At 72.8% G+C, this 19,924-nt stretch carries 14 protein-coding genes and 1 pseudogene; 8 read left to right on the forward strand and 7 right to left on the reverse strand.

Features of this window, described 5'->3' with window-relative positions; all coding sequences use genetic code 11:
* From AB0F15_RS42340 to AB0F15_RS42350, 3 genes and pseudogenes are all read right to left on the reverse strand, one after another.
* Nucleotides 1-369 (reverse strand): annotated as a pseudogene (locus AB0F15_RS42340) (hypothetical protein); the annotation flags it as partial.
* A gap of 93 nt (nt 370-462) precedes the next feature.
* Complete coding sequence (locus AB0F15_RS42345) at nt 463-1,971, reverse strand: CehA/McbA family metallohydrolase (RefSeq protein WP_360283091.1); 1,509 nt, start codon at nt 1,969-1,971, stop codon at nt 463-465.
* Nucleotides 1,972-2,060: 89 nt separating this feature from the next.
* Nucleotides 2,061-2,390: a spore germination protein GerW family protein gene (locus AB0F15_RS42350; protein ID WP_360283093.1), complete on the reverse strand. Its 330-nt coding sequence runs from the start codon at nt 2,388-2,390 to the stop codon at nt 2,061-2,063.
* A 91-nt stretch (nt 2,391-2,481) separates the two neighbouring features.
* Between AB0F15_RS42350 and AB0F15_RS42355 the strand changes: the two genes are divergently transcribed.
* The 5 genes from AB0F15_RS42355 to AB0F15_RS42375 all read left to right on the forward strand — a co-directional run bounded on the left by AB0F15_RS42355 (nt 2,482) and on the right by AB0F15_RS42375 (nt 11,747).
* Nucleotides 2,482-2,790, forward strand: coding sequence for a hypothetical protein (locus AB0F15_RS42355; RefSeq protein ID WP_360283095.1), 309 nt, complete (start codon nt 2,482-2,484; stop codon nt 2,788-2,790).
* Nucleotides 2,787-3,878: a hypothetical protein gene (locus AB0F15_RS42360; RefSeq protein ID WP_360283097.1), complete on the forward strand. Its 1,092-nt coding sequence runs from the start codon at nt 2,787-2,789 to the stop codon at nt 3,876-3,878. Before AB0F15_RS42355 ends, AB0F15_RS42360 begins: the two co-directional genes overlap by 4 nt.
* Nucleotides 3,879-3,967: 89 nt before the next feature.
* Nucleotides 3,968-5,593, forward strand: a complete 1,626-nt coding sequence (locus AB0F15_RS42365) for a DUF6345 domain-containing protein (RefSeq protein ID WP_360283099.1) — start codon at nt 3,968-3,970, stop codon at nt 5,591-5,593.
* Between the two features lie 148 nt (nt 5,594-5,741).
* Complete coding sequence (locus tag AB0F15_RS42370) at nt 5,742-5,981, forward strand: hypothetical protein (RefSeq protein WP_308675412.1); 240 nt, start codon at nt 5,742-5,744, stop codon at nt 5,979-5,981.
* 255 nt (nt 5,982-6,236) lie between these two features.
* On the forward strand, nt 6,237-11,747 hold the full coding sequence (locus tag AB0F15_RS42375; RefSeq protein ID WP_360283102.1) for a biotin carboxylase N-terminal domain-containing protein: 5,511 nt from the start codon (nt 6,237-6,239) through the stop codon (nt 11,745-11,747).
* Nucleotides 11,748-11,801: 54 nt separating this feature from the next.
* Here AB0F15_RS42375 and AB0F15_RS42380 read toward each other — a convergent pair whose 3' ends face one another.
* Complete coding sequence (locus AB0F15_RS42380) at nt 11,802-12,578, reverse strand: hypothetical protein (RefSeq protein WP_360283104.1); 777 nt, start codon at nt 12,576-12,578, stop codon at nt 11,802-11,804.
* A 169-nt stretch (nt 12,579-12,747) separates the two neighbouring features.
* Here AB0F15_RS42380 and AB0F15_RS42385 point away from each other — a divergent pair, with 169 nt between their 5' ends.
* On the forward strand, nt 12,748-14,067 hold the full coding sequence (locus tag AB0F15_RS42385; protein WP_360283106.1) for a M14 family zinc carboxypeptidase: 1,320 nt from the start codon (nt 12,748-12,750) through the stop codon (nt 14,065-14,067).
* Nucleotide 14,068: 1 nt separating this feature from the next.
* Here AB0F15_RS42385 and AB0F15_RS42390 read toward each other — a convergent pair whose 3' ends face one another.
* The 3 genes from AB0F15_RS42390 to AB0F15_RS42400 all read right to left on the reverse strand — a co-directional run bounded on the left by AB0F15_RS42390 (nt 14,069) and on the right by AB0F15_RS42400 (nt 17,211).
* Nucleotides 14,069-15,100: a class I SAM-dependent methyltransferase gene (locus AB0F15_RS42390; RefSeq protein ID WP_360283108.1), complete on the reverse strand. Its 1,032-nt coding sequence runs from the start codon at nt 15,098-15,100 to the stop codon at nt 14,069-14,071.
* A 61-nt stretch (nt 15,101-15,161) separates the two neighbouring features.
* Nucleotides 15,162-15,983 carry a PadR family transcriptional regulator gene (locus tag AB0F15_RS42395; protein WP_360283110.1) on the reverse strand — a complete coding sequence of 274 codons (822 nt, stop codon included), beginning with the start codon at nt 15,981-15,983 and terminating at the stop codon, nt 15,162-15,164.
* Between the two features lie 325 nt (nt 15,984-16,308).
* Nucleotides 16,309-17,211, reverse strand: a complete 903-nt coding sequence (locus AB0F15_RS42400) for a LysR family transcriptional regulator (protein WP_360283112.1) — start codon at nt 17,209-17,211, stop codon at nt 16,309-16,311.
* A gap of 70 nt (nt 17,212-17,281) precedes the next feature.
* Between AB0F15_RS42400 and AB0F15_RS42405 the strand changes: the two genes are divergently transcribed.
* Together AB0F15_RS42405 and AB0F15_RS42410 are read left to right on the forward strand one after the other, a co-directional pair.
* Entirely contained in the window at nt 17,282-18,250 is a 969-nt protein-coding gene (locus tag AB0F15_RS42405) for a putative sulfate exporter family transporter (protein ID WP_360283114.1), read from the forward strand.
* Between the two features lie 113 nt (nt 18,251-18,363).
* A complete protein-coding gene (locus AB0F15_RS42410; RefSeq protein WP_360283116.1) occupies nt 18,364-19,857 on the forward strand; it encodes a sialidase family protein in 1,494 nt (497 codons plus the stop codon).
* The last annotated feature ends 67 nt before the right edge of the window (nt 19,858-19,924 follow it).

Genomic DNA, 19,924 nt, shown 5'->3' on the forward strand with positions numbered 1-19,924 from the left:
GGCCGTTCCAGTGGACGACATCCGGGAACTCGACGAACCTCCGCAGGTGCTGCTGCTCGGTGCGGCCGTGGATGGGAAGCCGGAAGATCGAGCCGCCGAGTCGCGGTCACCGCCTTCGAGGTTGCGCAGCTTCGACTCCTGCAACGCCGTCGCCAGCGCGACCGTCGCCGCGTGGGCGGGCAGGCCCAGCTTGGTGCCGACGGCCGAGATCGTCGCGGCGTTGTTCATCTGCTCCGGGGTGAACGTGTACGCGGCCGCGTTGTCCCCCGGCGGCGCCACCGTGCACCCCGGCGTCCGGACCGAACCGCGCGTCAGCACGACCGCCACGATGATCCCGGCGGTCAGCACGACGACCGCCCCCAGGAACATGGCCACTTTCAGGCCGCAACCGCGCACCCTGCCTCCCCCATCACCCGTTCGCACCAGTCTGCCAAAGGAGGACGCGGTGCCCCGGGTGCGGGTTCAGTGGCCGGGGCCGAGGAAGATCGGATTGGCCATCGCGACCATCGCGTTCGGCACCGTCGTGTTCGGGCCGCCGGAGGCGCGGCGGACCTCGACACGCACCCAGCGGCTGTAGCGGGGGTAGGTCGTCCACGTGACCGTGGCCGCGCCGGAGCCGCCGATCGTCTCGCTGTGCTCGGGGCCGAGCTGGTCGAGGAAGGTCACCGTGGTCCCCGGCACGCCGGCGACCACCGCCCGCGCGGTCACCGGTGTCCCGGTGCCCGCGGCGAGCCGCTCGCCGATGCCCGCGGTCGTGCCGCCGCCGGAGAGGGTGAAGTCCAGCTGGACCGCGGCCGACTCCGCCAGCCAGGAGCGCCCCGCCTGCAACCCCGCCAGGAGTTCCCGGCGGCGCAGCCGGTCCGCGAGGACAACGGTGTGCGGCAGGCCCACGCGCTGGTCCGGGTTGTGCGCGTCGGAGTCGCCGATCGCCGGGATGAAGCGGCCGCCGCGCAGCAGCCCGTCCCAGTGGATGACGCTCGCCTCGTCGTCCTGGGTCCAGGGGCCGTTCCACACCTCGACCAGGTCGGCGAGCTCGTAGGCGAATTCGTAGGTGCAGCCGAAGCAGCCGGCGAACGGGTGCGCCGCGGTGACCAGCCCGCCGGCCCGGTGCACCTGGGCGGTGAAGCGCCGGAAGTCCCGCGGGCCGGCCGCGCGGTAGCGCCAGTCGATCCAGGTGCCGGCGGGCAGGCCGATCGCGGGCCAGTGGCCGGACCGGGTCGTCACCTCTTCGCCGTTGAGGATCAGCAGGTCCTCGGGCGCGTAGTGGCCCCAGACCAGCTGGGCGCTGGACGTGTTGTGCTCGGTGGAGACGATGAAGTCGAGGCCGGCGGCGCGGGCGTCGGCGACCAGCTGCTCCGGGGTGCGGCGGCCATCAGAGTGAACGGTGTGCAGGTGGCTGTCGCCGCGGTACCAGGCGCGGCCGCGCTCGCGGGCGGGCGCGGTCTCCGGCGCGGGGGCCGGCTCGAAGGGCGCGCCGTCCGGGCCGAAGGTGAGCGTGATCTCCACGCGGTAGTCCAGGCCCTGCGGCGCCACGGTGTACGGGCCGAGGACGACGTGCCACCGCCCGGGCTCGATCGGCCCGGCGAGGTAGCCGGGCGTCGCTTCGGACGCGTTGATCGAAAAGCGGTCGCGGAAGCCGCCGGACCAGCCGCGGAATCCGCGCGCGGTGCCCAGGTCGTGGCCTTCGGGGCCGAAGATGCCGATGTCGCAGGCGTTCCCGCGGGTGCCGGCCGGCACCGGCGGCCGGTCGTAGGAGTAGGCGACATCGATCTGCCGGACGCCGCGCGGGACGTCGACGGGCAGGTAGTACCAGTCCGGGACGTCCGGTTTCAGGGTACCGGTGACGGTCCGCGTCCGGCTGCCCGAACCACCCGGCTGCTCGGCGAACGCGACGCCGGGCAGCATCCCCGCGGCCGCCGCCACCCCGCCGGCGCGCAGCAGCGTCCGCCGGCTGACGTTCCCGGAATCCATGGGTACCTCCGCGTCGAGAGACACTCCGACGCTAGGCGGGCAACGCGAACGCGGACAAGAACCGGCGGTGAACTTTCGCCGGTTTCCGGTCAGGACCGGGTGCGTTTCGCCAGGATCTTCGCGAGCGCGACGACGGTGACGGCGGCGGCCAGCCCGAGCCGCGTGACGTCGACGGCCGGCACCCAGGCCACGGTGCCGTCCCGGATGACGAACGCACCGGCGGGCCGGGCGAGCACCCCGAACCCGGCGCCTTCCCGCACCGGCAGCGCGTCGCTGTCGTCGGCGCCGCCGCCCCCGCCCCCGCCGAAGACCGCGGCGGCGGGGATGACGACGACCCCGTCGCGCTCGACCGGTTCGCCGTAGACCAGCTTCGCGGTGAAGACGTCCCGCGCGGTCGACACCAGCTGTCCGAGTTTCATCCCGCCATGATGGCCGCAAACCCGGTTGCGCCGCAGCGAAACGTCCGCGATCCTGCTCTGTTCCGCACCGGCGGGACGTCCGGAGGAGACGATGACCCCGCTGCGGTGCGGCCTGGCCGCCAACCCCGCCCTGCCCGCTCGCCTGCTGGACCACCTGGTCGCGACGGCCGACGACGAGCTGGGACCGATCCTCGCCGCCCGCGGGGACCTCACCCGGGACCACGCCCGGGTGCTCGCGGACCGGTGCGGCGCGGGCGTGCTGTACCCGTTGCTCGAACGCGGCCTGCTCAGGCCGGCCGACATCCCCCTCGGCGATCCTTGGCGCGCGCTGGCGGTACTGGCCCACCGGACGCGGATCCGGCCGGGTTCGACCGGCTCGCCCGCGACCCCGACCCGGTGATCCGCACCGAGCTGAGCGCCCGGTTTCCGCTCCCCGGGCCGATCGTCGACCTCCTGGCCGCGGATCCGGACCTGGACGTGGTCACCTCGGCGGCCCGGTGCCAGGTGCCGATGGCCCGGCTGGCCGCGGACCCCCGCCGGGCCGTCCGCCGGGCACTGGCCGCGAACGAGCAGGCACCCCCGGACCTCCTGCGCCGCATCGTGCGCGAAGCCGAATCTTGTCGGTGGGCCCCGGTAGCATGGGAACAGGGGGCGTCGCCCGACGACCTGCTCGCCACCCTCGCCGGAAACCCCGCCACCCCACCGGATTCCCTCCCCGGCGGCGGGCACGTGCTCGTCCGGTGGGCGATGGCGTCCCGCACCGACCTCGCCGGCGAGGTCTACGCGGAACTCGCCGAAGACGCCATGCCGGGCGTCCGGTACGACCTCGCGAGGAACCCCGCCGCCGTCGCGTTCCTGCCGCGGCTGCTCGCCCGCGACGACAGCCGCGAAATCCGGCGGGCCGCCGCGCACAACCCGCGCGTCCCGCTCCGGCTGCTGGCGGAACTCGCGCTCGAAACCAGGATCGGGCGAGTCCTCGTGCCGCGCGTCGCCACCGCGACCGAAGCCGAGCTGCGGACCCTCGCCTGCTCCGCCGCGGCCCAGGTGAGGCGGCTGGCCGCGGCGCACCCCGACCTGCCCGCCGACCTGGTCGCCCGGTTCGCCGAAGACCCGGACGCCGGGGTGGCCCGGGCCGTCGCGCCGCACCCGGGACTGAGCCCGGCGCAGCTGCGGACCCTCGCCCGCCACGGGACGGCGGTGCACCCCCGGATCGCGGAACACCCGCGCTGCCCGGCCGACCTGGCCCGGGCGCTGCTCGACGGCGCGCCGGTCCGCGCCCTGCGCGTGCTCGCCCGGCACCCGGGCCTGGCCCCGCAGTCCATTGGATCTTGTCGGGCACCCCGACGACCGGGTGGCCGTCGCCGCCGCGGCCAACCCGGCACTGCCCGTCGCGATGATGTCCACTGTGGCCGGTTCCGCCTGACCGGTTCCGGGCCGCGCCCGGGAATGGCCCACAGAATCGGTGCAGCACTGAAAAAATTGCGCTGAAGGTGTAGCAAAAAGATGTATCCGAGTGTTTTCACCGCCTTGACGGCTACCGTCCGATCGCTGCATTCGGCACCGATGGGGAGGAAATCATGGCACTGCTCAAGAACGGCGTGGTCACCGCACCACCGGGCGCGTCCGCCACCGCGCGGCCGCTGACCTCGGGCGATCCGTTCGCCGCCACCGGCATCGCCGCCGACCGCGGCGCCAACCGGTACGGCGTCTGCTCGATCGAGGACTTTCCGCCCGGAATCAACGACCTTTCCTACACCCACGACGACGCGGGCGGTTTCTACAATTACGTCAAGCAGTTCACCGCGCCGAACTTCTGGTACACCGACGGCGGCGTGCTGTCGTGGATCTACGGCGAGCAGTACGACGACTGGCAGGGCACGTACGGCTTCGACGCCTGCGTCGCCGAGTACCACTCCGGACACGGGACGATGGACGGCAACGGCGTGTTCTCGATGCCGATGGGCGGCACGTGGGGCGGGACGGCCTGGGCGAACTCGGCCGACATGCGGCTGGGCAACGAGGTCGCGCGCTACCTGTTCTTCTCCACCTGCCTCTCGCTGCGCATCGGCGACGGCAACAGCCCGATCCGCACGTGGGACGCGGCCAACCTCGGGCTGCGGATGATCTTCGGCTTCGAGACGACCAGCGTCGACAGCCCGAACTACGGCGCCGGCTTCTTCAGCAAGTGGAACGGCAACGGCCACAAGTTCAGCAAGGCGTGGCTGGACGCGTCGTGGGACATCGACCACCACCAGGCGCCGTCGGCCGTCGCGTGCGGGGCGACCCAGGCCGAGGCCCAGGACCGGCTGTGGAACGAAGGCTCCTTCTCGACCGCCGCCGCGTCGAAGAACTGGTGGTGGTGGACGTGGTACGACGCCGCCAAGAGCATCCGGGCGGCGCGGCTGGAGCTGCCGGGCTCGCCGCAGACGGCCCGGTTCGCGCCGCAGCGGCTCTCGCCGGCCCGGCTGACCGAGCTGGCCGGCCACTACGGCGTCCGGCTCGGCGGCGGGGTGCCCGACGACGCGCTGGGCCCGCACGGTGTCGTGCTGGGCGCCGGCCAGGGCGGCCCGCGGCTGAGCGTCGACCACCGCGGCGTCCGCGAGATCACCTTCGCCGACGCGGACGGCAGTGGCCGGGACGCGCCGAGCGCCGCCGAAGCCGTCCGGATCGCCCAGGACGCCGTCGAGACGTTCGGCCTGGCCGACCGCGTCGACCTGGTCGCGGACAAGGTGCGCCACCAGTACCACGCGGGCGGCACGGCCGACGAGGTCGCCGACCCGCGGGTGCGCGAGACCCACGTGGTGTTCACGCAGCTGGTCGACGGCCACCCGGTCGTCACGCCCGGCCTCGGCGAGGTGCGGGTCGGCATCGACGGCGGGGGCACGGTGACGACGATCGTCGACGCGACCCGCGAGGTCGAGCGGCTGACCGGGAGCGCACCCGCCGCGCCGTCCGCGGCCGGCGGAACCACGCGGCAGCCGTCCACTGTGGATGAAGCGCTCGACGCGCCGCTGCAGCGGCTGCTGCGCCGGCTGGCCGCCGGTGGGCGCGTGCCCGCCGAGGTCCGCACGATCCCGGACTCGACGGCGGTCGGCTACGCACTGCGCGGCGACGACGGCGCCCAGGTGGTCCGGCGGACCGTCGAGGTCGACTGCGGCGCGGGGCTCGCGAAGCGCTACGTCCTGGAAGCGCCCCTGCACTGACCGGCCGGGGAGCAGCGGACGGGCCGGCACACGTCGGGGGTGCCGGCCCGCCGTTTCGCACGATCGGGTGTAGATCCGCGGTATCCGGGGCACCCGGCAATGGCACCTGTGCTCCAGGGGGAGCGCGCCGTACCGAGGGGAGACCTCGATGACCTTCGATTTCGTCAGCCGGTGGCTGGGCAGGCACCGTGACCGCCCCGGCGTCACCGTGGACCTCGCGTGCGGTGGCCGCGTCACGCTGCGCGAGATCGACGGACGGCCCGTGCTGGCGGTCACCACCGCGCCGGGCCCGGACGGCCGGTGCGATGTCGCCGCAGTCCCGTTGTCGGAAGCCGAACGCCGCGAACTGGGCCAGGTCCTCGAGTCGGACGTCCTCCTCGCCTCCTGACCGCTTCCGCGTCACCGGAAGTTCCCCCGGTCGTAGCCTGCGGCGCGCTTTGGAGAAGACCTCGCGTCAAAACCGGTCGGGACCGTGTGGCGCGGGTCGCTTTTTGTCGGGTTCCCACAACTCAGCCGCCCCGGCATGCGCCATGGCGGACATTGGTCTCGCCCGCGGTCATCCACCAGGGTGTAGACAGGTGCGGGCGACGTTCCAGGACAAGGCGTCGCCTTCTGCGCGTGGGGAACTTGGGAGGCTCAGCCGGTGTTCAGTCGTGTCGCCATCGTCAACCGCGGAGAGGCCGCGATGCGGCTCATCCACGCCGTCCGGGATCTGTCGGCGCAAACCGGGACGCGGATCGAGACGGTCGCCTTCTACACCGACGCCGACCGCACCGCCACGTTCGTCCGCGAGGCGGACCTGGCCTACGACCTGGGCCCGGCCTCGGCCCGGCCCTACCTCGACCTGGCCAAGCTGGAGCGGGCGCTGGTCGAGACGAAGGCCGACGCCGCCTGGGTCGGCTGGGGCTTCGTCGCCGAGGACCCGGCCTTCGCCGAGCTGTGCGAGAAGGTCGGCGTCACCTTCGTCGGGCCGAGCGCCGACGCCATGCGCAAGCTCGGCGACAAGATCGGCGCGAAGCTGATCGCCGAAGAGGTCGGCGTCCCGGTCGCGCCCTGGAGCCGCGGCGAGGTCGCCACGCTCGAAGACGCCCTGGCGGCGGGCGACCGGATCGGGTACCCGCTGATGCTCAAGGCGACCGCGGGCGGCGGCGGGCGCGGCATCCGCATGGTGGCCTCCGGCGAGGACCTCGCCGACGCCTACGAGCGCACCAGCCAGGAAGCCCTGCGTGCCTTCGGCTCCGGCGTCGTCTTCCTGGAGCGCCTGGTCACCGGCGCCCGGCACGTCGAGGTCCAGGTCATCTCCGACGGCGCGACGGCGTGGGCGCTCGGCGTCCGCGACTGCTCGGTCCAGCGGCGCAACCAGAAGATCATCGAAGAGTCCGCGTCGCCGGTCCTCTCGCCGGCGCAGACGGCCGAGCTGAAGACGTCGGCGGAGCGGCTCGCGGTGGCCGTGGGCTACCGCGGCGCGTGCACCGTCGAGTTCCTGTACCACCCGGGCGAGAAGCTGTTCGCCTTCCTCGAGGTCAACACCCGCCTGCAGGTCGAGCACCCGATCACCGAGCTCACCACCGGCACCGACCTGGTCAAGCTGCAGCTCCACGTCGCCGGCGGCGGGAAGCTCGAGGGCGAGCAGCCCGCCGAGAGCGGTCACGCCGTCGAGGCACGTCTGAACGCCGAAGACCCCGACCGCGACTTCGCCCCCTCGCCCGGCCGCATCGCCCGGCTGGCCCTGCCCGCCGGGCCCGGCATCCGCGTCGACACCGGTGTCAGCGAGGGCGACACCATCCCGGCCGACTTCGACTCGATGATCGCCAAGATCATCGCCTACGGCCGCGACCGCGACGAGGCCCTCGCGCGCCTGCGCCGGGCGATGGCCGAGACCACCGTGATCATCGAGGGCGGTGCGACCAACAAGAGCTTCGTGCTCGACCTGCTCGACCAGCCCGAGGTGATCGACGCGAGCGCCGACACCGGCTGGATCGACCGCGTACGCGGCGAGGGCCGCCTGGTCACCCACCGGCACTCCGCGGTCGCGCTCGCCGCGGCCGCCATCGAGGCCTACCAGGACGAAGAGGAAGTCTCCGTCCAGCGCCTGCTGGCGACCGCGCACGGCGGGCGCCCGCAGGTCCGGCACGAGACCGGCCGCCCGCTCGACCTCAAGCTCCGTGGCGTCGGCTACCGGGTGAGCGTGGCCAGGGCCGGCCGGAAGCGGTTCCGCGTCGGCATCTCGGCCGGCACCCCGGACGTGCACCACGCCGACATCGAGATCGACCGGTTCGACGCCCACAGCGGCCAGATCCTGGTCAACGGGCGGCGGTTCCGGCTGGTCTCGGCCACGCACGGCCCGATCCACCTCGTCGAGGTCGACGGCGTCACCCACCGCATCAGCCGCGACGAGGGCGGTGTCGTCCGCTCCCCCGCGCCCGCGCTCGTCGTCGCGACGCCGCTGGCCGTCGGCGACGAGGTCGAAGCGAACGCGCCGATCCTCGTGCTGGAGAGCATGAAGATGGAGACGGTGCTGCGCGCGCCGTTCCGCGCCCGGGTCCGCGAATGCCCGGTGTCGGTCGGCAGCCAGGTCGCGACCGGCGCGCCCCTGATGCGGCTGGAGCCCCTGGCCGACGGCGCCGAGGAGGAGGTGGCCGAAGAGACCGAGACCGTCAAGATCGACCTGCCCTCGGCACCGGCCGGTGTCTCCGCGGCCGACCGCGTCCAGCGCGGCCTGCAGGACCTGCGGAGCCTCCTGCTCGGCTTCGACATCGACCCGGCCGAGCGCAAGCGGGTCCTGGCCGCGTACCTGGAGGCCCGCGCCGAGCTGGGCGGCCGGCCGATCGAGGGCGAACTGGAGCTGCTCACCGTCTTCGCCGACCTGTCCGAGCTGAGCCGCAACACCCCGGGCGGCGAGCTCGACACCGAACCCGGCAGCCCGGTGCACAGCCCGCGCGAGTTCTTCCACAGCTACCTGCAGAGCCTCGACGTCGAACGCGCCGGCGTCACCGAAGGCTTCCAAGCCCGGCTGCGGCAGGTGCTCGAGCACTACGGCGTCGCCGACCTCGACCGGACCCCCGAGCTCGAAGCCACCGTCTTCCGGATCTTCCTGGCCCAGCAGCGGATGCCGGCCGACATCGCCGTCGTCTCGGAACTGCTGCGGCAGTGGCTGACCGGGGCGCCCCCGGCCGAGTCGCTGAGCGAACGCGCCGGGCTCGTCCTGGAACACCTGGTCGAAGCCACACAGGTGCGCTTCCCCGCGGTGTCCGACCTGGCCCGCGGCGTGGTCTTCCGCTGGTTCGCCCAGCCGCTGCTGCGCCGCAACCGCGCCCACGTCTACGCCGCCGTCCGCACCGAGCTGCGCTACCTCGACCAGCACCCGGACGCGCCGGACCGCGCCGAGCGGATCCAGGCCATGATCACCGGCTCGCAGCCCCTGGTCCGGCTGATCGGGCAGCGGATCGGGCGGCCGGGCCGCGACCACGCGCCGCTGCTGGAGGTGCTGACCCGCCGGTACTACGGCAACCGGCGGCTGTCCGGGGTCGCCGTGCGCGAGGCCGGCGGCCTCCGGTGGCTGACCGCCGACCTGAACGCCCCCGAAGGCGTGCTGCCGCTGGTCACCACCGCCGTCGACATCGCCGCCCTGCCCGACGCCCTCCACGCGCTGGGCGAGGTGGCCACCGACGGCGTGGTCGCCGACCTGTACCTGAGCTGGGAGGACCAGCCGGACGTCGACGCGACCGCGGAGCGGCTCAGCACGCTGCTGACCGAGAACCCGCCGCCGGTGGCGGTGCGCCGGATCGTGGTCACCGTGGCCGGCACCGGCGGTGCCGTGATGCACCACCACTTCACCTTCGAGCGCGAAGGCGCGGGCTTCACGGAGGACCGGCTGATCCGCGGCCTGCACCCGCAGATCGCCCAGCGCCTGCAGCTGCAGCGGCTGCGCGAGTTCGACCTCACCCGGCTGCCCTCGGCGGACGAGGAGATCTACCTCTTCAAGGCCGTGGCGAAGACCAACCCGGCCGACGAACGGCTGATCGCGATGGGCCAGGTCCGCGACCTGACCCCGCTGCGCGAGGCCGACGGCAGGCTGGTCGCCCTGCCCGCGCTCGAGGACGCGGTCACCGCCTGCCTCGACGCGATCCGGAACATCCAGGCGCAGCGGCCGCAGAACAAGCGGTTCGACACCAACCGGATCATGATGTACGTCTGGCCGCCGACCGATCTGACCACCGAGGAGCTCAACACCCTCGTCCAGCGCATCCTGCCGACCTCGGTCGGGGCCGGGCTGGAGGAGGTCCAGTTCCTGGCGCGGCGGCGCACGGACGCGGGCAAGCTGGCCGAGCTCGCCGTCCGGATCACCCTCGACCCCGGGCACGGCGCGCGGCTGCACGTCGAGCCGCCGTCGACCGAGCCGGTGAAGCCGCTGGACGGCTACCGCCTCAAGGTGCTCCGCGCGGCGCGGCGCGGCAACGTCTACCCGTACGAGCTGACCGGGCTGCTCGCCGGGCCGGACGGCACCTTCGTCGAACACGACCTGGAAGCCACGGCCGGCCCGTCGTCGGCGGCCCAGGGTGCCTCGAACGTGGGCGCCCTGGTCCCCGTGGACCGGCCGAAGGGCCAGAACACCGCGGCGATCGTCGCGGGCGTCGTCACGACGCCGACCGAGCGGCACCCCGAGGGCGTCACCCGCGTCGTGCTGCTCGGCGACCCGACGAAGTCGCTGGGCGCGCTGTCGGAGCCGGAGTGCTCGCGCGTCATCGCGGCCCTCGACCTGGCCGAGCGGATGGGCGTCCCGCTGGAGTGGTTCGCCCTGTCGTCGGGGGCACGGATCTCGATGTCCTCGGGCACCGAGAACATGGACTGGGTCGCCGCGGCGCTCAAGCGGATCGTCACGTTCACCCAGGACGGCGGCGAGATCAACATCGTGGTCAACGGCATCAACGTCGGCGCCCAGCCGTACTGGAACGCCGAAGCCACGATGCTCATGCACACCAAGGGCATCCTGGTGATGACGCCGGACTCGGCGATGGTGCTCACCGGGAAGCAGGCGCTGGACTTCTCCGGCGGCGTGTCGGCCGAGGACAACTACGGCATCGGCGGCTACGACCGCGTCATGGGGCCGAACGGCCAGGCGCAGTACTGGGCGCCGAACCTGCCGGCCGCTCGTGCCGTGCTGATGTCGTACTACGACCACACCTACGTCGTGCCGGGCGAGGCCGGGCCGCGCAAGGTGGGCACGACCGACCCGATCGAGCGTGACGTCTCCTCGTTCCCGCACGCGATCGTCGGCAGCGACTTCACGACGGTCGGCCAGATCTTCTCGGCCGAGCACAACCCGGACCGCAAGAAGCCGTTCGACATCCGCACGGTGATGCGCGCGCTGTCGGACCAGGACCACCCGGTGCTCGAGCGCTGGGCCGGCATGGCCGACGCGGACACCTCGGCGGTGCAGGACGTGCACATCGGCGGCCGCCCCGTCTGCCTGGTCGGCATCGAGTCGCGCTCGGTGCCCCGCCGCGGTTTCCCCCCGACCGACGGCCCGGACACCTACACCGCGGGCACGCTGTTCCCGCGCTCGTCGAAGAAGACGGCGCGGGCGATCAACGCGGCGTCGGGCAACCGGCCGCTGGTCGTGCTGGCGAACCTGTCGGGCTTCGACGGCTCGCCGGAGTCGCTGCGGAAACTGCAGCTGGAGTACGGCGCCGAGATCGGCCGGGCGATCGTCAACTTCGAGGGCCCGATCGTGTTCTGCGTGATTTCGCGGTACCACGGCGGCGCGTTCGTGGTGTTCTCCAAGGCGCTCAACCCGAACATGACGGTGCTGGCCTTGGAAGGCTCGTTCGCTTCGGTGCTGGGCGGCGCCCCGGCGGCGGCCGTCGTCTTCTCCGGCGAGGTGAACAACCGCACGGCGAACGACCCCCGGGTGACGGAGCTGCAGGCCCAGGTCGCGGCGGCCGGCGGCGCTGCACGGGCGACGTTGAACGCTCAGCTGGCGGAGCTCCAGTCGGCGGTCCGCGCGGAGAAGGTCAGCGAGGTGGCGGCGGAGTTCGACCGGGTCCACAGCATCCAGCGCGCGGTCGAGGTCGGCTCGGTGGACGCGATCATCAGCGCGGCCGAGCTGCGGCCGCGGATCATCGAAGCCATCGAGCACGGCCTGAAGCGCTAGCCCCGACGCCCAAGGGCGTCACTTTCATAGGGAAAGTGACGCCCTTGGGCGTTCCTAAGCGCGCAGCATGGCGATGGGGTAGGCGATCGTGGTGACCCGGTAGCCGTCGTCGCTGTCCAAGAATGACGCCCGGATGCGGTAGAGGACGTCGACCATCTTGGGCGGCCCCCACCGCCCGAGTTCGAGCAGGTCGTGCAGGCGGGCTCCCCGGGTGTCCCGGGTGCCGCGGCAGGGTCGACGGCCGCTGTCGTCGGCGAACCGCTCCAGACCCGACACGAATTGCCGCAGTCCGATGTCATAGAGCATGGCGAGCAGCGACAGACCGGAGACGTAGCGGACCGGCCCATCGGCGAACGGGAAGTTCGGGAGCAGGTAGAGAGCGCCGATCTCGTCGTTGCCGCGGCTGTCGGTCACGCCTTCGAGCGGGTGCGGCGAAATCCAGAGCGCCAGGCCGTCCGTTCCCGGCGGGGCATCGGCAGGCGGCGGCAGCAGCAGGGACCGGACTTCACACGTCTCCCGGCGAAACGTTCTCCGCAGCTCCTTCCAGACGGCTTCGGGCAGGTCCGGATCGGGGGACGCGTTGTCCCACGAGTCGTCGATGGCCGGCCGGGCCAGGCCGAGGACGTCCTGACCGCCCAGATACGCGCAGACGGTGTCCAGCTTCTCGGCGAGCGCGGCGGGAACCTGCGTCACCGCTCCTTGCAGCCCGATCGACGGGCTGAGGCCGGCGCTGATCGAGTAGGTCGGCACCCGGCGCACCTTGGGCTTGGTCACGACCTGCGAGTAGTACCCATCCAACCGCGCTTCGTCGACGTAAACCGGTTCGAGCATTTCCACCCCCGTGTGCGGGTTCATGCTACGGGCCGCGATGGGCGGACTCGCGACTTTCGGGGGTATGGCGGGTTTGTCCCCGGCCGACACACTGTGCGTGCCGGTATGGTGACCGTGGGCTCGCGGTCCCCGCCGGACGTCCATCCGTGCGGCGTGAGGAGATCCTCCGATGGTGTCAAGGTCCCTGTCCCGGCTCGCCCTCGCGGCGACCGGTGTCCTGCTCACCACCCTGCTCGGCGGGACCGCCACCGCGCAGGCGGCGGACACGCCGGTGTTCTGGCGCGTCCCGGCCACCGCCGCCCAGGCGCAGGCGCTGGCCGCGGCCGGCTTCGACGTCGAGGAGGGCGACGCCGGGGCCGTCTACGTCGTCGGCGGTCAGGCGGTCGCGAACCAGCTCCGCGCGCGCGGCTACCGGCCGTCGTTCTTCGACACCGTCTACAAGGAACTGCCCGCCCGGACCGACAGCCTGGCGGCTGACACATTCTACGGCGGGTACCGGACGGTCACCGCGCAGGAGAACCACCTCACGCAGGTCGCCTCGGCGCACCCCGACCTGGCCACGAAGTACACGATCGGCCAGTCGTGGAAGAAGACGAAGGGCCAGGGCGGCCACGACATCCAGGCCCTCTGCCTGACCAAGAAGCAGGCCGGTGACTGCACGCTCTCGACGACTTCGACGAAGCCGAAGTTCTTCCTGATGGCCCAGATCCACGCGCGCGAGCTGTCGACCGGCGAGCTCGCCTGGCGCTGGATCGACTACCTCGCCGACGGCTACGCCACCGACGCCACCGCGAAGTCCATTTTGGACACAACCGAGGTCTGGGTGGTGCCGATCGCCAACCCCGACGGCGTCGACATCGTCGCCTCCGGCGGGAATTCGCCGAAGCTGCAACGCAAGAACGCGAACAACTCCCGCGGCGGCTGCAGCGGCACGAACATCGGCGTCGACCTCAACCGGAACTCGACGTTCAAGTGGGGCGGCGACTCCAACTCCGCCTGCTCCGAGACCTACCAGGGCGTGAGCGCGGGTTCCGAGCCCGAGACGCAGGCGCTCGAGAAGCTGGCTCGCGCGATCTTCCCGGACCAGCGCGGCACCGGGAACAACGACCCGGCGCCGTCGACGGCCAAGGGCACGATGATCACGCTGCACAGCTACGGCAACGACATCATCATCCCGTGGGGCTTCACGCAGGCCACCTCGCCGAACGACGCGCAGTACCGCCGGCTCGGCGCGAAGTACGCCGCGTCCAACGGCTACCTCGTCGGCACCAACGAGGAGACCGTCGGGTACGACACGAGCGGCACCACCGACGACTTCACCTACGGCGAACTCGGCGTCGCCAGCGTGACGTTCGAGGTCGGCGGTTCGAGTGGCACGTGCGGTGGCTTCCTGCCGCGCTACACCTGCGTCGACAGCACCTTCTGGCCGAAGAACAAGGGCGCGCTGGTCACCGCCGCGAAGGCCGCGGCGGCGCCCTACCAGCAGTGATTCACGGGCGGCAGACGTAGATGCAGTTCTGCGGGCGCGGGGATCCGAGCACTTCGACGTGCCGGAACCCCGCGTCCGCGAGCAGTTCCGCCGCCTTTTCGGTGCCCCACATCGCCCCCAGCGCGGCGCCACCCTCGGCCAGTGACGTCGTCGTGCAGTACATCAGGCTGATCGAGTAGCACAGCGCGGCGAGCGGGTTGCCGACGTTCTTCGCGACGTCGCTGGAGAAATTGGTGTCGACCATGAAGAACAGCCCGTCCGGCGCCAGCGCGCCGCGGATCCGGCGCAGCACGACGTCCGGGCGGTCCTGGTCGTGGATCGCGTCGAACGCGGTGATCAGGTCGTAGGGCGGGTCGGCGGTCAGCTCGGCGGCGTCCCCGACGGCGAACTCGGCGTTCGGCAGCCGGTTTTCCCGCGCCTGCTCGACGACGCTCGCGTTGATGTCCAGGCCGGTGAAGCGGGACGCGGGGAACGCACGGGCGGCGACGGCGATCGCGTTGCCGGTGCCGCAGCCGAGGTCCAGCACGCGCGCCCCCGCGGTGAGCCGTTCCTTCAGCCCGGGGACCGCGCCGAAGAAGCCGTCCACCAGGTGCTCGCGGTAGATGTGCTTCCAGCTGTCGCCGGTTTTCGCGCCGAGGGTTTCCAGGTGGGGGCCGTACGCCGACCGCGGGACGCCACCGCCGTCGGCGAAGGCGCGTTCGAGGTCGGGCAGGATGCCGGTGAACGCGGACAGCGTCAGCAGTGACGGCATGAGGTTCGACGCCGTTTCGCCGAGCAGGAACTTCGCGTGCTCCGGTGGGAAGGTGTACTCCCGGCCGTCGTAGGTGAAGATCCCGCCGGTGACCATGGCACCGAGCCACTCGCGGACGTAGCGTTCCCGGAGCCCGGCACGCTCGGCGAGCCCGGCGCTGGTGGCGGGCCCGCGCGCGGCCGCCGCGAAGAGCCCGGTGCGGTGCCCGAGCCCGATCAGCATGGTGAGCGCGCTGCCCGTCATGGTCGCGGTCAGGTGCGCGGCGAAGTCCTTCTCCTCCATACGAGCGGAGCCTACTCCGCCCGCCGGATCGTCCGATGTGGACGATCCGGCGGGCGGCGGCTCAGGCGTCCTCGTCCTCCAGGCCGGCGTCGGCCAGCACGGCGTAGACGCGGCGGCGCGCGTCGGCGAGGATCTTCTTCACCTCGGCGACCTGCGCCTCGGTGCCGCTGTAGCCGACCTGGGCGGCCGCGCCGGACAGTTCCCCCAGCGCGTGCCACAGCGCGGCGAATCGGTCGGCGCCCGGCTCCTCCTCGGGTTCCTCCCACAGCGCGGCGAACTCCGCCTCACGCCCGGCGACGTGCTCGCGCCCCGCGTCGGTCAGCTCGGCGACGCGGCGCCCGGCCGTCTCGACCGTGTGGACCAGGCCTTCGTCTTCCAGCTGCTGCAGGATCGGGTAGACCGAACCGGGGCTGGGCCGCCACCGGTCGTGGGTGCGGCGCCGGATCTCCTGCATCAGCTGGTAGCCGTGCCGGGGTTCCTCGGCCAGCAGCGCCAGCACGGCCGGGCGCACCGGACGCGCCGCCGGGCGGCCGCCGCGGAACTCCCGCGCCCGCTGGAAGGGGCCGCCGCCGCCGGCCCAGCCGCCCGGGCCGCCGAACGACCCCGGGCCACCCGGGAACCCGGGGAAACCAGGGAAGCCGGGCCCACCGGGACCACCGGGAGGCTGCGGTGGCTGGGGCGGGTGCGGCGGGTGCGGCGGAAATCCGCCGGGCGGCCCGCCGCGGGCCAGCTCCGGGCCACCGTCCCAGTCTTCGTACCCCGGGACGGCGTGCTCCAGCCTGTCGTGCCCCGGCATGGCGTGCTCCGGACGTCCGTGGCCGTGGTGCCCGAAGGCTCCCCCGAACCCGGCGAAGATCCGTCCTGCTCCCGCGCTCATCTCCATGATGGCCTCCCGTCGTATCGCATTCGTATCGCTGCCGTATCGGCGACATTCAGACGATATATCGCCGCTCGATCGATGGCAAGGCGACCCCGATGTTCGGGTCAACTCCCCGCGCCCTGACGACTCCGGTCCCGCCCACTCGAGCGCGGACGCGAGTGCGCCGCAGGCTCCCGGCACCACGGGACCCGGCACCGCGGGCCGCGGATCTCGCCGCACCGATCGCCGAGCAACCGCGGCCGCCCAGCCCCGCGTCGGGGCGACGCGGGGCAGGGGCGGGCGCCCGGGGTGGGGCTGGGCGGGCGGACTCCCCCGGGTCTCCCGCGCCTCACGCCACCCCGGACTTCACCGCCAACGTCAACAGCTCCGCCGCCGGGCCGGCCAGGCGACGGCCCGCCGGCCACACCGCCCGCAGCACCCGGCCCAGCTCCACCCCGGCCACTGCCACCGGCACCAGCCGGCGTCCCGCCACTTCGCGCACCACGTCGAGGTCGCTGATCACCGCGGGGCCGGCTCCCGCGATCACCGCGTTGCGGACCGCCGAAGCCGAGCCCAGTTCCAGCAACGGCGTCACGGGACCGGCGCCGGCCCGGCGCAGCGCCGCCTCGACCGTCTCGCGGGTTCCCGAACCCGGCTCCCGCACCACCAGCGGCGTCGCGGCCAGTTCCCCGGCCGTCAGCGGGCGGCGGCGCCGGGCCCAGGGGTGCCCGGCCGGGACCACGACGACGAGCCGGTCCACCGCGACGCGGCGCGTGGCCAGACCCGGCCACGGGCCCGGGGACTCGACGAAGCCGAGGTCCACCCGGCCGCGGAGGACCAGTTCGGCGACCTGCACGGAGTTCACCACTTCGAGCCCGACGTAGGTGTCCGGCCCGCGCCGCTTGACCTCGCCGATCCAGGCGGGCACGAAGTGCTCGGCGAGTGTCATGCTCGCCGCGACCCGCAGCTGCGCGCCACGCTGGGTGCGCAGGGCCTCCGCGCCGGTGCGCAGTCCGTCCACTTCGGTCAGCACCCGGTGCGCCCAGCCCGCGATCACCCGGCCGTCCGGGGTCAGCGCCGAGCCGCGCCGGGTCCGGTCCACCAGGGACAGGCCCAGCTGTCGTTCCAAAGTGGACAACCGTTTGCTCGCCGACGGCTGCGCGATGCCGAGCGCCCCGGCCGCCTGGCCGATGCTGCCGAGGTCGTCGACGAGCACGAGCAGGCGCAGTGAATCCAGATCGGGTCCGGTCATAGCTTCAGTCTATGACCTCCGCTCCGGTCGCCGGCTACCGCGCGCGCCCGTGAGCGGCGACGCTGGCGACATGGCACTGATGACGGCGAAGACCTCCGGCCTCGCGATCACCGGGCTCGGCGTCGCCGCGGCGTACGCGCTCAGCTGGGCGTGGCCGGTGGCGGGCGCCCTCACCGTCGCGGTGGTGCTGGGTGTCGTCGCCGGCAGCACGCCCCTGCTGACCGCCGAGCACCGCCAAGCCGTCGGCCGCCTGACCAAACGGCTGCTGCGCGCGGGCGTCGTCCTGCTCGGGCTGCAGCTCGCCGTCCCCACGGTGGTCGCACTGGGCCCCGGGACGCTCGCCGCCGTGGTGGTGACGGTCGCGGTGACGTTCCTCGGCACGCTCGGCCTCGCCCGGCTGGTCCGGGTGCCGCGCGGACTCGCCCTGCTGGTCGCCACCGGTTTCTCGATCTGCGGCGCGTCGGCGATCGCCGCGGTCGAAGGCGTGATCGAGCGCGACGACGAAGACGTCGCCACCGCCGTCGCGCTCGTCACCTGCTACGGCAGCGTCACGCTGGCCGCGCTCCCCCTGCTCGCCCGCGCCCTCGGCCTCGACGCCACCCGGACCGGCAGCTGGGCCGGCATCTCCGTGCACGAGGTCGCCCAGGTCGTCGCGGCGGCCGGGCCGGCGGGCGCCGCCGCGGTCGGGATCGCCGTCGTGGTGAAACTGAGCCGCGTCGTCCTGCTCGCCCCGGTGGTCGCGGTCGTCGGCGCCGCCGAGCGCGCCCGCCGCGGCGGGCGCGCTCCGCTCGTACCGCTGTTCGTCCTCGGTTTCCTCGCGCTCATCGCCGTCCGCGGCACCGGTCTCGTCCCCGCGTTCGTGCTCGACGTCGCGAAGACCGCGTCGACGCTCCTGCTCGCGGGCGCCTTGTTCGGCCTCGGCTGCGCCGTCCGGCTCGGCGCGTTGCTGCGCGGCGGCGGACGGGCACTGCTCTTGGGGCTCCTGTCGACGATTTTGGTGCTGGCGACGGGGTTCGGCACCCTGGCCGCGTTCACCTGAATTTTCTCCGCCGTTCACGTATAGTTCGTTATACGCACGGTTGTACGGGCCTTGTACGGACGGTGTCGACGCTGCCACCGAGACGCAGACCGAATCCGTAGGGAGCCCGCACCGTGAAGATCACCCGACTCGCCCGTGGCCTGCTCGCCGGGCTGCTGGGGTGCGCCGCCGTCGCCGCCCCGGCGGCCATCGGCGTCGCGACCGCCCAGGCCGACGTAGCCAGCTCGGTGGTGTTCGCCAGGAACACCGACGGCCACGACTGTTATCGCATCCCCACCATCGTCAAGGCGAACAACGGCGACCTGCTCGCCTTCGCCGAGGGCCGCAGCGGCGGCGCCGGTTGGTGCAACGACCTGGGCAAGATCGACCTCGTGATGAAGCGCTCCATCGACGGCGGCAAGTCGTGGGGCCCGATGGACACGGTCATCACCGCGTTCGGTGACGTGAAGGGCAATCCCGCGCCGATCGTCATCCCGAACAGCAACCGGATCGTGCTGCTGTCGACGATGCAGTGCTTCACCAGTCCCGACTGCGGCCGGGTCCCGCGCGTGTCCATCAGCGACGACAACGGGAAGACGTGGGGCGCGCCGAAGACGCTGACCACCGAACTCGGCTTCTCGACCGCGCCGGGCTGGCTGGCCACCGGGCCGTCCCACGGGATCGTGCTGACGCGTGGCGAGCACGCGGGCCGGCTCGTAGCCGGGATGAGCTACTCGAACATCGGCGCCCTGATCTACAGCGACGACAAGGGCAGCACCTGGCACCTCGGCGCCAAGGACAAGCCGACGTCGAGCGCGATGAACCCCCAGGAGATCAGCGTCACCGAACTCGACGACGGCCGGGTCTACACCGCCGCCCGCAACCAGGCGAACGACGGCAACAAGTGCCTGGCCGACGGAACGCGCAACCGGGCGTTCGCGATCAGCTCGGACGGCGCCGAGACCTTCAGCCAGAACTTCACCTTCGCCACCGACCTCGTCACCTCGGTCGTCGAGGGGTCGACGGGCCGCATGAGCGCGACCGACACCGGCGGCAAGTACAACCGCCTCCTGTTCGCCGCGCCGTCCGTCTGCGGCGAACGCAAGGAACTGCGGATCCACTCGTCGTTCGACGAGGGCGCCAACTGGACCGGCACCGCCGGCAGCTTGCTCGTGTGGGGCCAGGACGCGGCGTACTCGGACATGGTTCCGCTGTCCGGGTCGTCGGCCGGAGTGATCTTCGAAGCAGGAACGGGGGGCGAATACCGCAACTCGATCCGCTACGCCACGGTCACCGAAGCCGCGCTCGGTGCGCCGGCCTGCGGCGGCGGCTACAGCGTCATCGACTCGGCGCCGCTCGGCACCGGGGCCGCGGCCGGCACGGTCTACCTGTCGTACAACGCTTCCAACGGCAAGAACTGCGTCAGCACGATGAAGACCGCGTCCGCCGGGACGGCCACCGCGACCTCGGCCTTCCTGGAGGTCAAGGGTTCGGCGCGGGTCACGGACTCCGGCTCGTTCTCCTACTTCGCCGGCCCGGTCCAGGCCGCGGCGGCGGACAAGTGCGTGCAGTGGGGCGGCTCGGCCGGCGGCCAGGCCTACACCAGCGCGTTCGAGCACTGCAGCTGAACCACCGAGGGTGGGACCCGCCCCCTGGCCGGGTCCCACCCTCGCGGGGGGCCCCCCCCCCCCCCCC

The sequence above is a fragment of the Amycolatopsis sp. NPDC026612 genome (genome assembly GCF_040638285.1).
Lineage (GTDB): Bacteria > Actinomycetota > Actinomycetes > Mycobacteriales > Pseudonocardiaceae > Amycolatopsis.

Excerpts from the sequence above, each read along its gene's own strand:
- AB0F15_RS42365 (WP_360283099.1), top strand. The coding sequence starts at position 3,968 with ATGGCACTGCTCAAGAACGGCGTGGTCACCGCACCACCGGGCGCGTCC.
- AB0F15_RS42380 (WP_360283104.1), bottom strand. The coding sequence starts at position 12,578 with ATGCTCGAACCGGTTTACGTCGACGAAGCGCGGTTGGATGGGTACTAC.
- AB0F15_RS42390 (WP_360283108.1), bottom strand. The coding sequence starts at position 15,100 with ATGGAGGAGAAGGACTTCGCCGCGCACCTGACCGCGACCATGACGGGC.
- AB0F15_RS42355 (WP_360283095.1), top strand. The coding sequence starts at position 2,482 with ATGACCCCGCTGCGGTGCGGCCTGGCCGCCAACCCCGCCCTGCCCGCT.
- AB0F15_RS42370 (WP_308675412.1), top strand. The coding sequence starts at position 5,742 with ATGACCTTCGATTTCGTCAGCCGGTGGCTGGGCAGGCACCGTGACCGC.
- AB0F15_RS42345 (WP_360283091.1), bottom strand. The coding sequence starts at position 1,971 with ATGGATTCCGGGAACGTCAGCCGGCGGACGCTGCTGCGCGCCGGCGGG.
- AB0F15_RS42395 (WP_360283110.1), bottom strand. The coding sequence starts at position 15,983 with ATGGAGATGAGCGCGGGAGCAGGACGGATCTTCGCCGGGTTCGGGGGA.
- AB0F15_RS42400 (WP_360283112.1), bottom strand. The coding sequence starts at position 17,211 with ATGACCGGACCCGATCTGGATTCACTGCGCCTGCTCGTGCTCGTCGAC.
- AB0F15_RS42350 (WP_360283093.1), bottom strand. The coding sequence starts at position 2,390 with ATGAAACTCGGACAGCTGGTGTCGACCGCGCGGGACGTCTTCACCGCG.
- AB0F15_RS42405 (WP_360283114.1), top strand. The coding sequence starts at position 17,282 with ATGGCACTGATGACGGCGAAGACCTCCGGCCTCGCGATCACCGGGCTC.
- AB0F15_RS42385 (WP_360283106.1), top strand. The coding sequence starts at position 12,748 with ATGGTGTCAAGGTCCCTGTCCCGGCTCGCCCTCGCGGCGACCGGTGTC.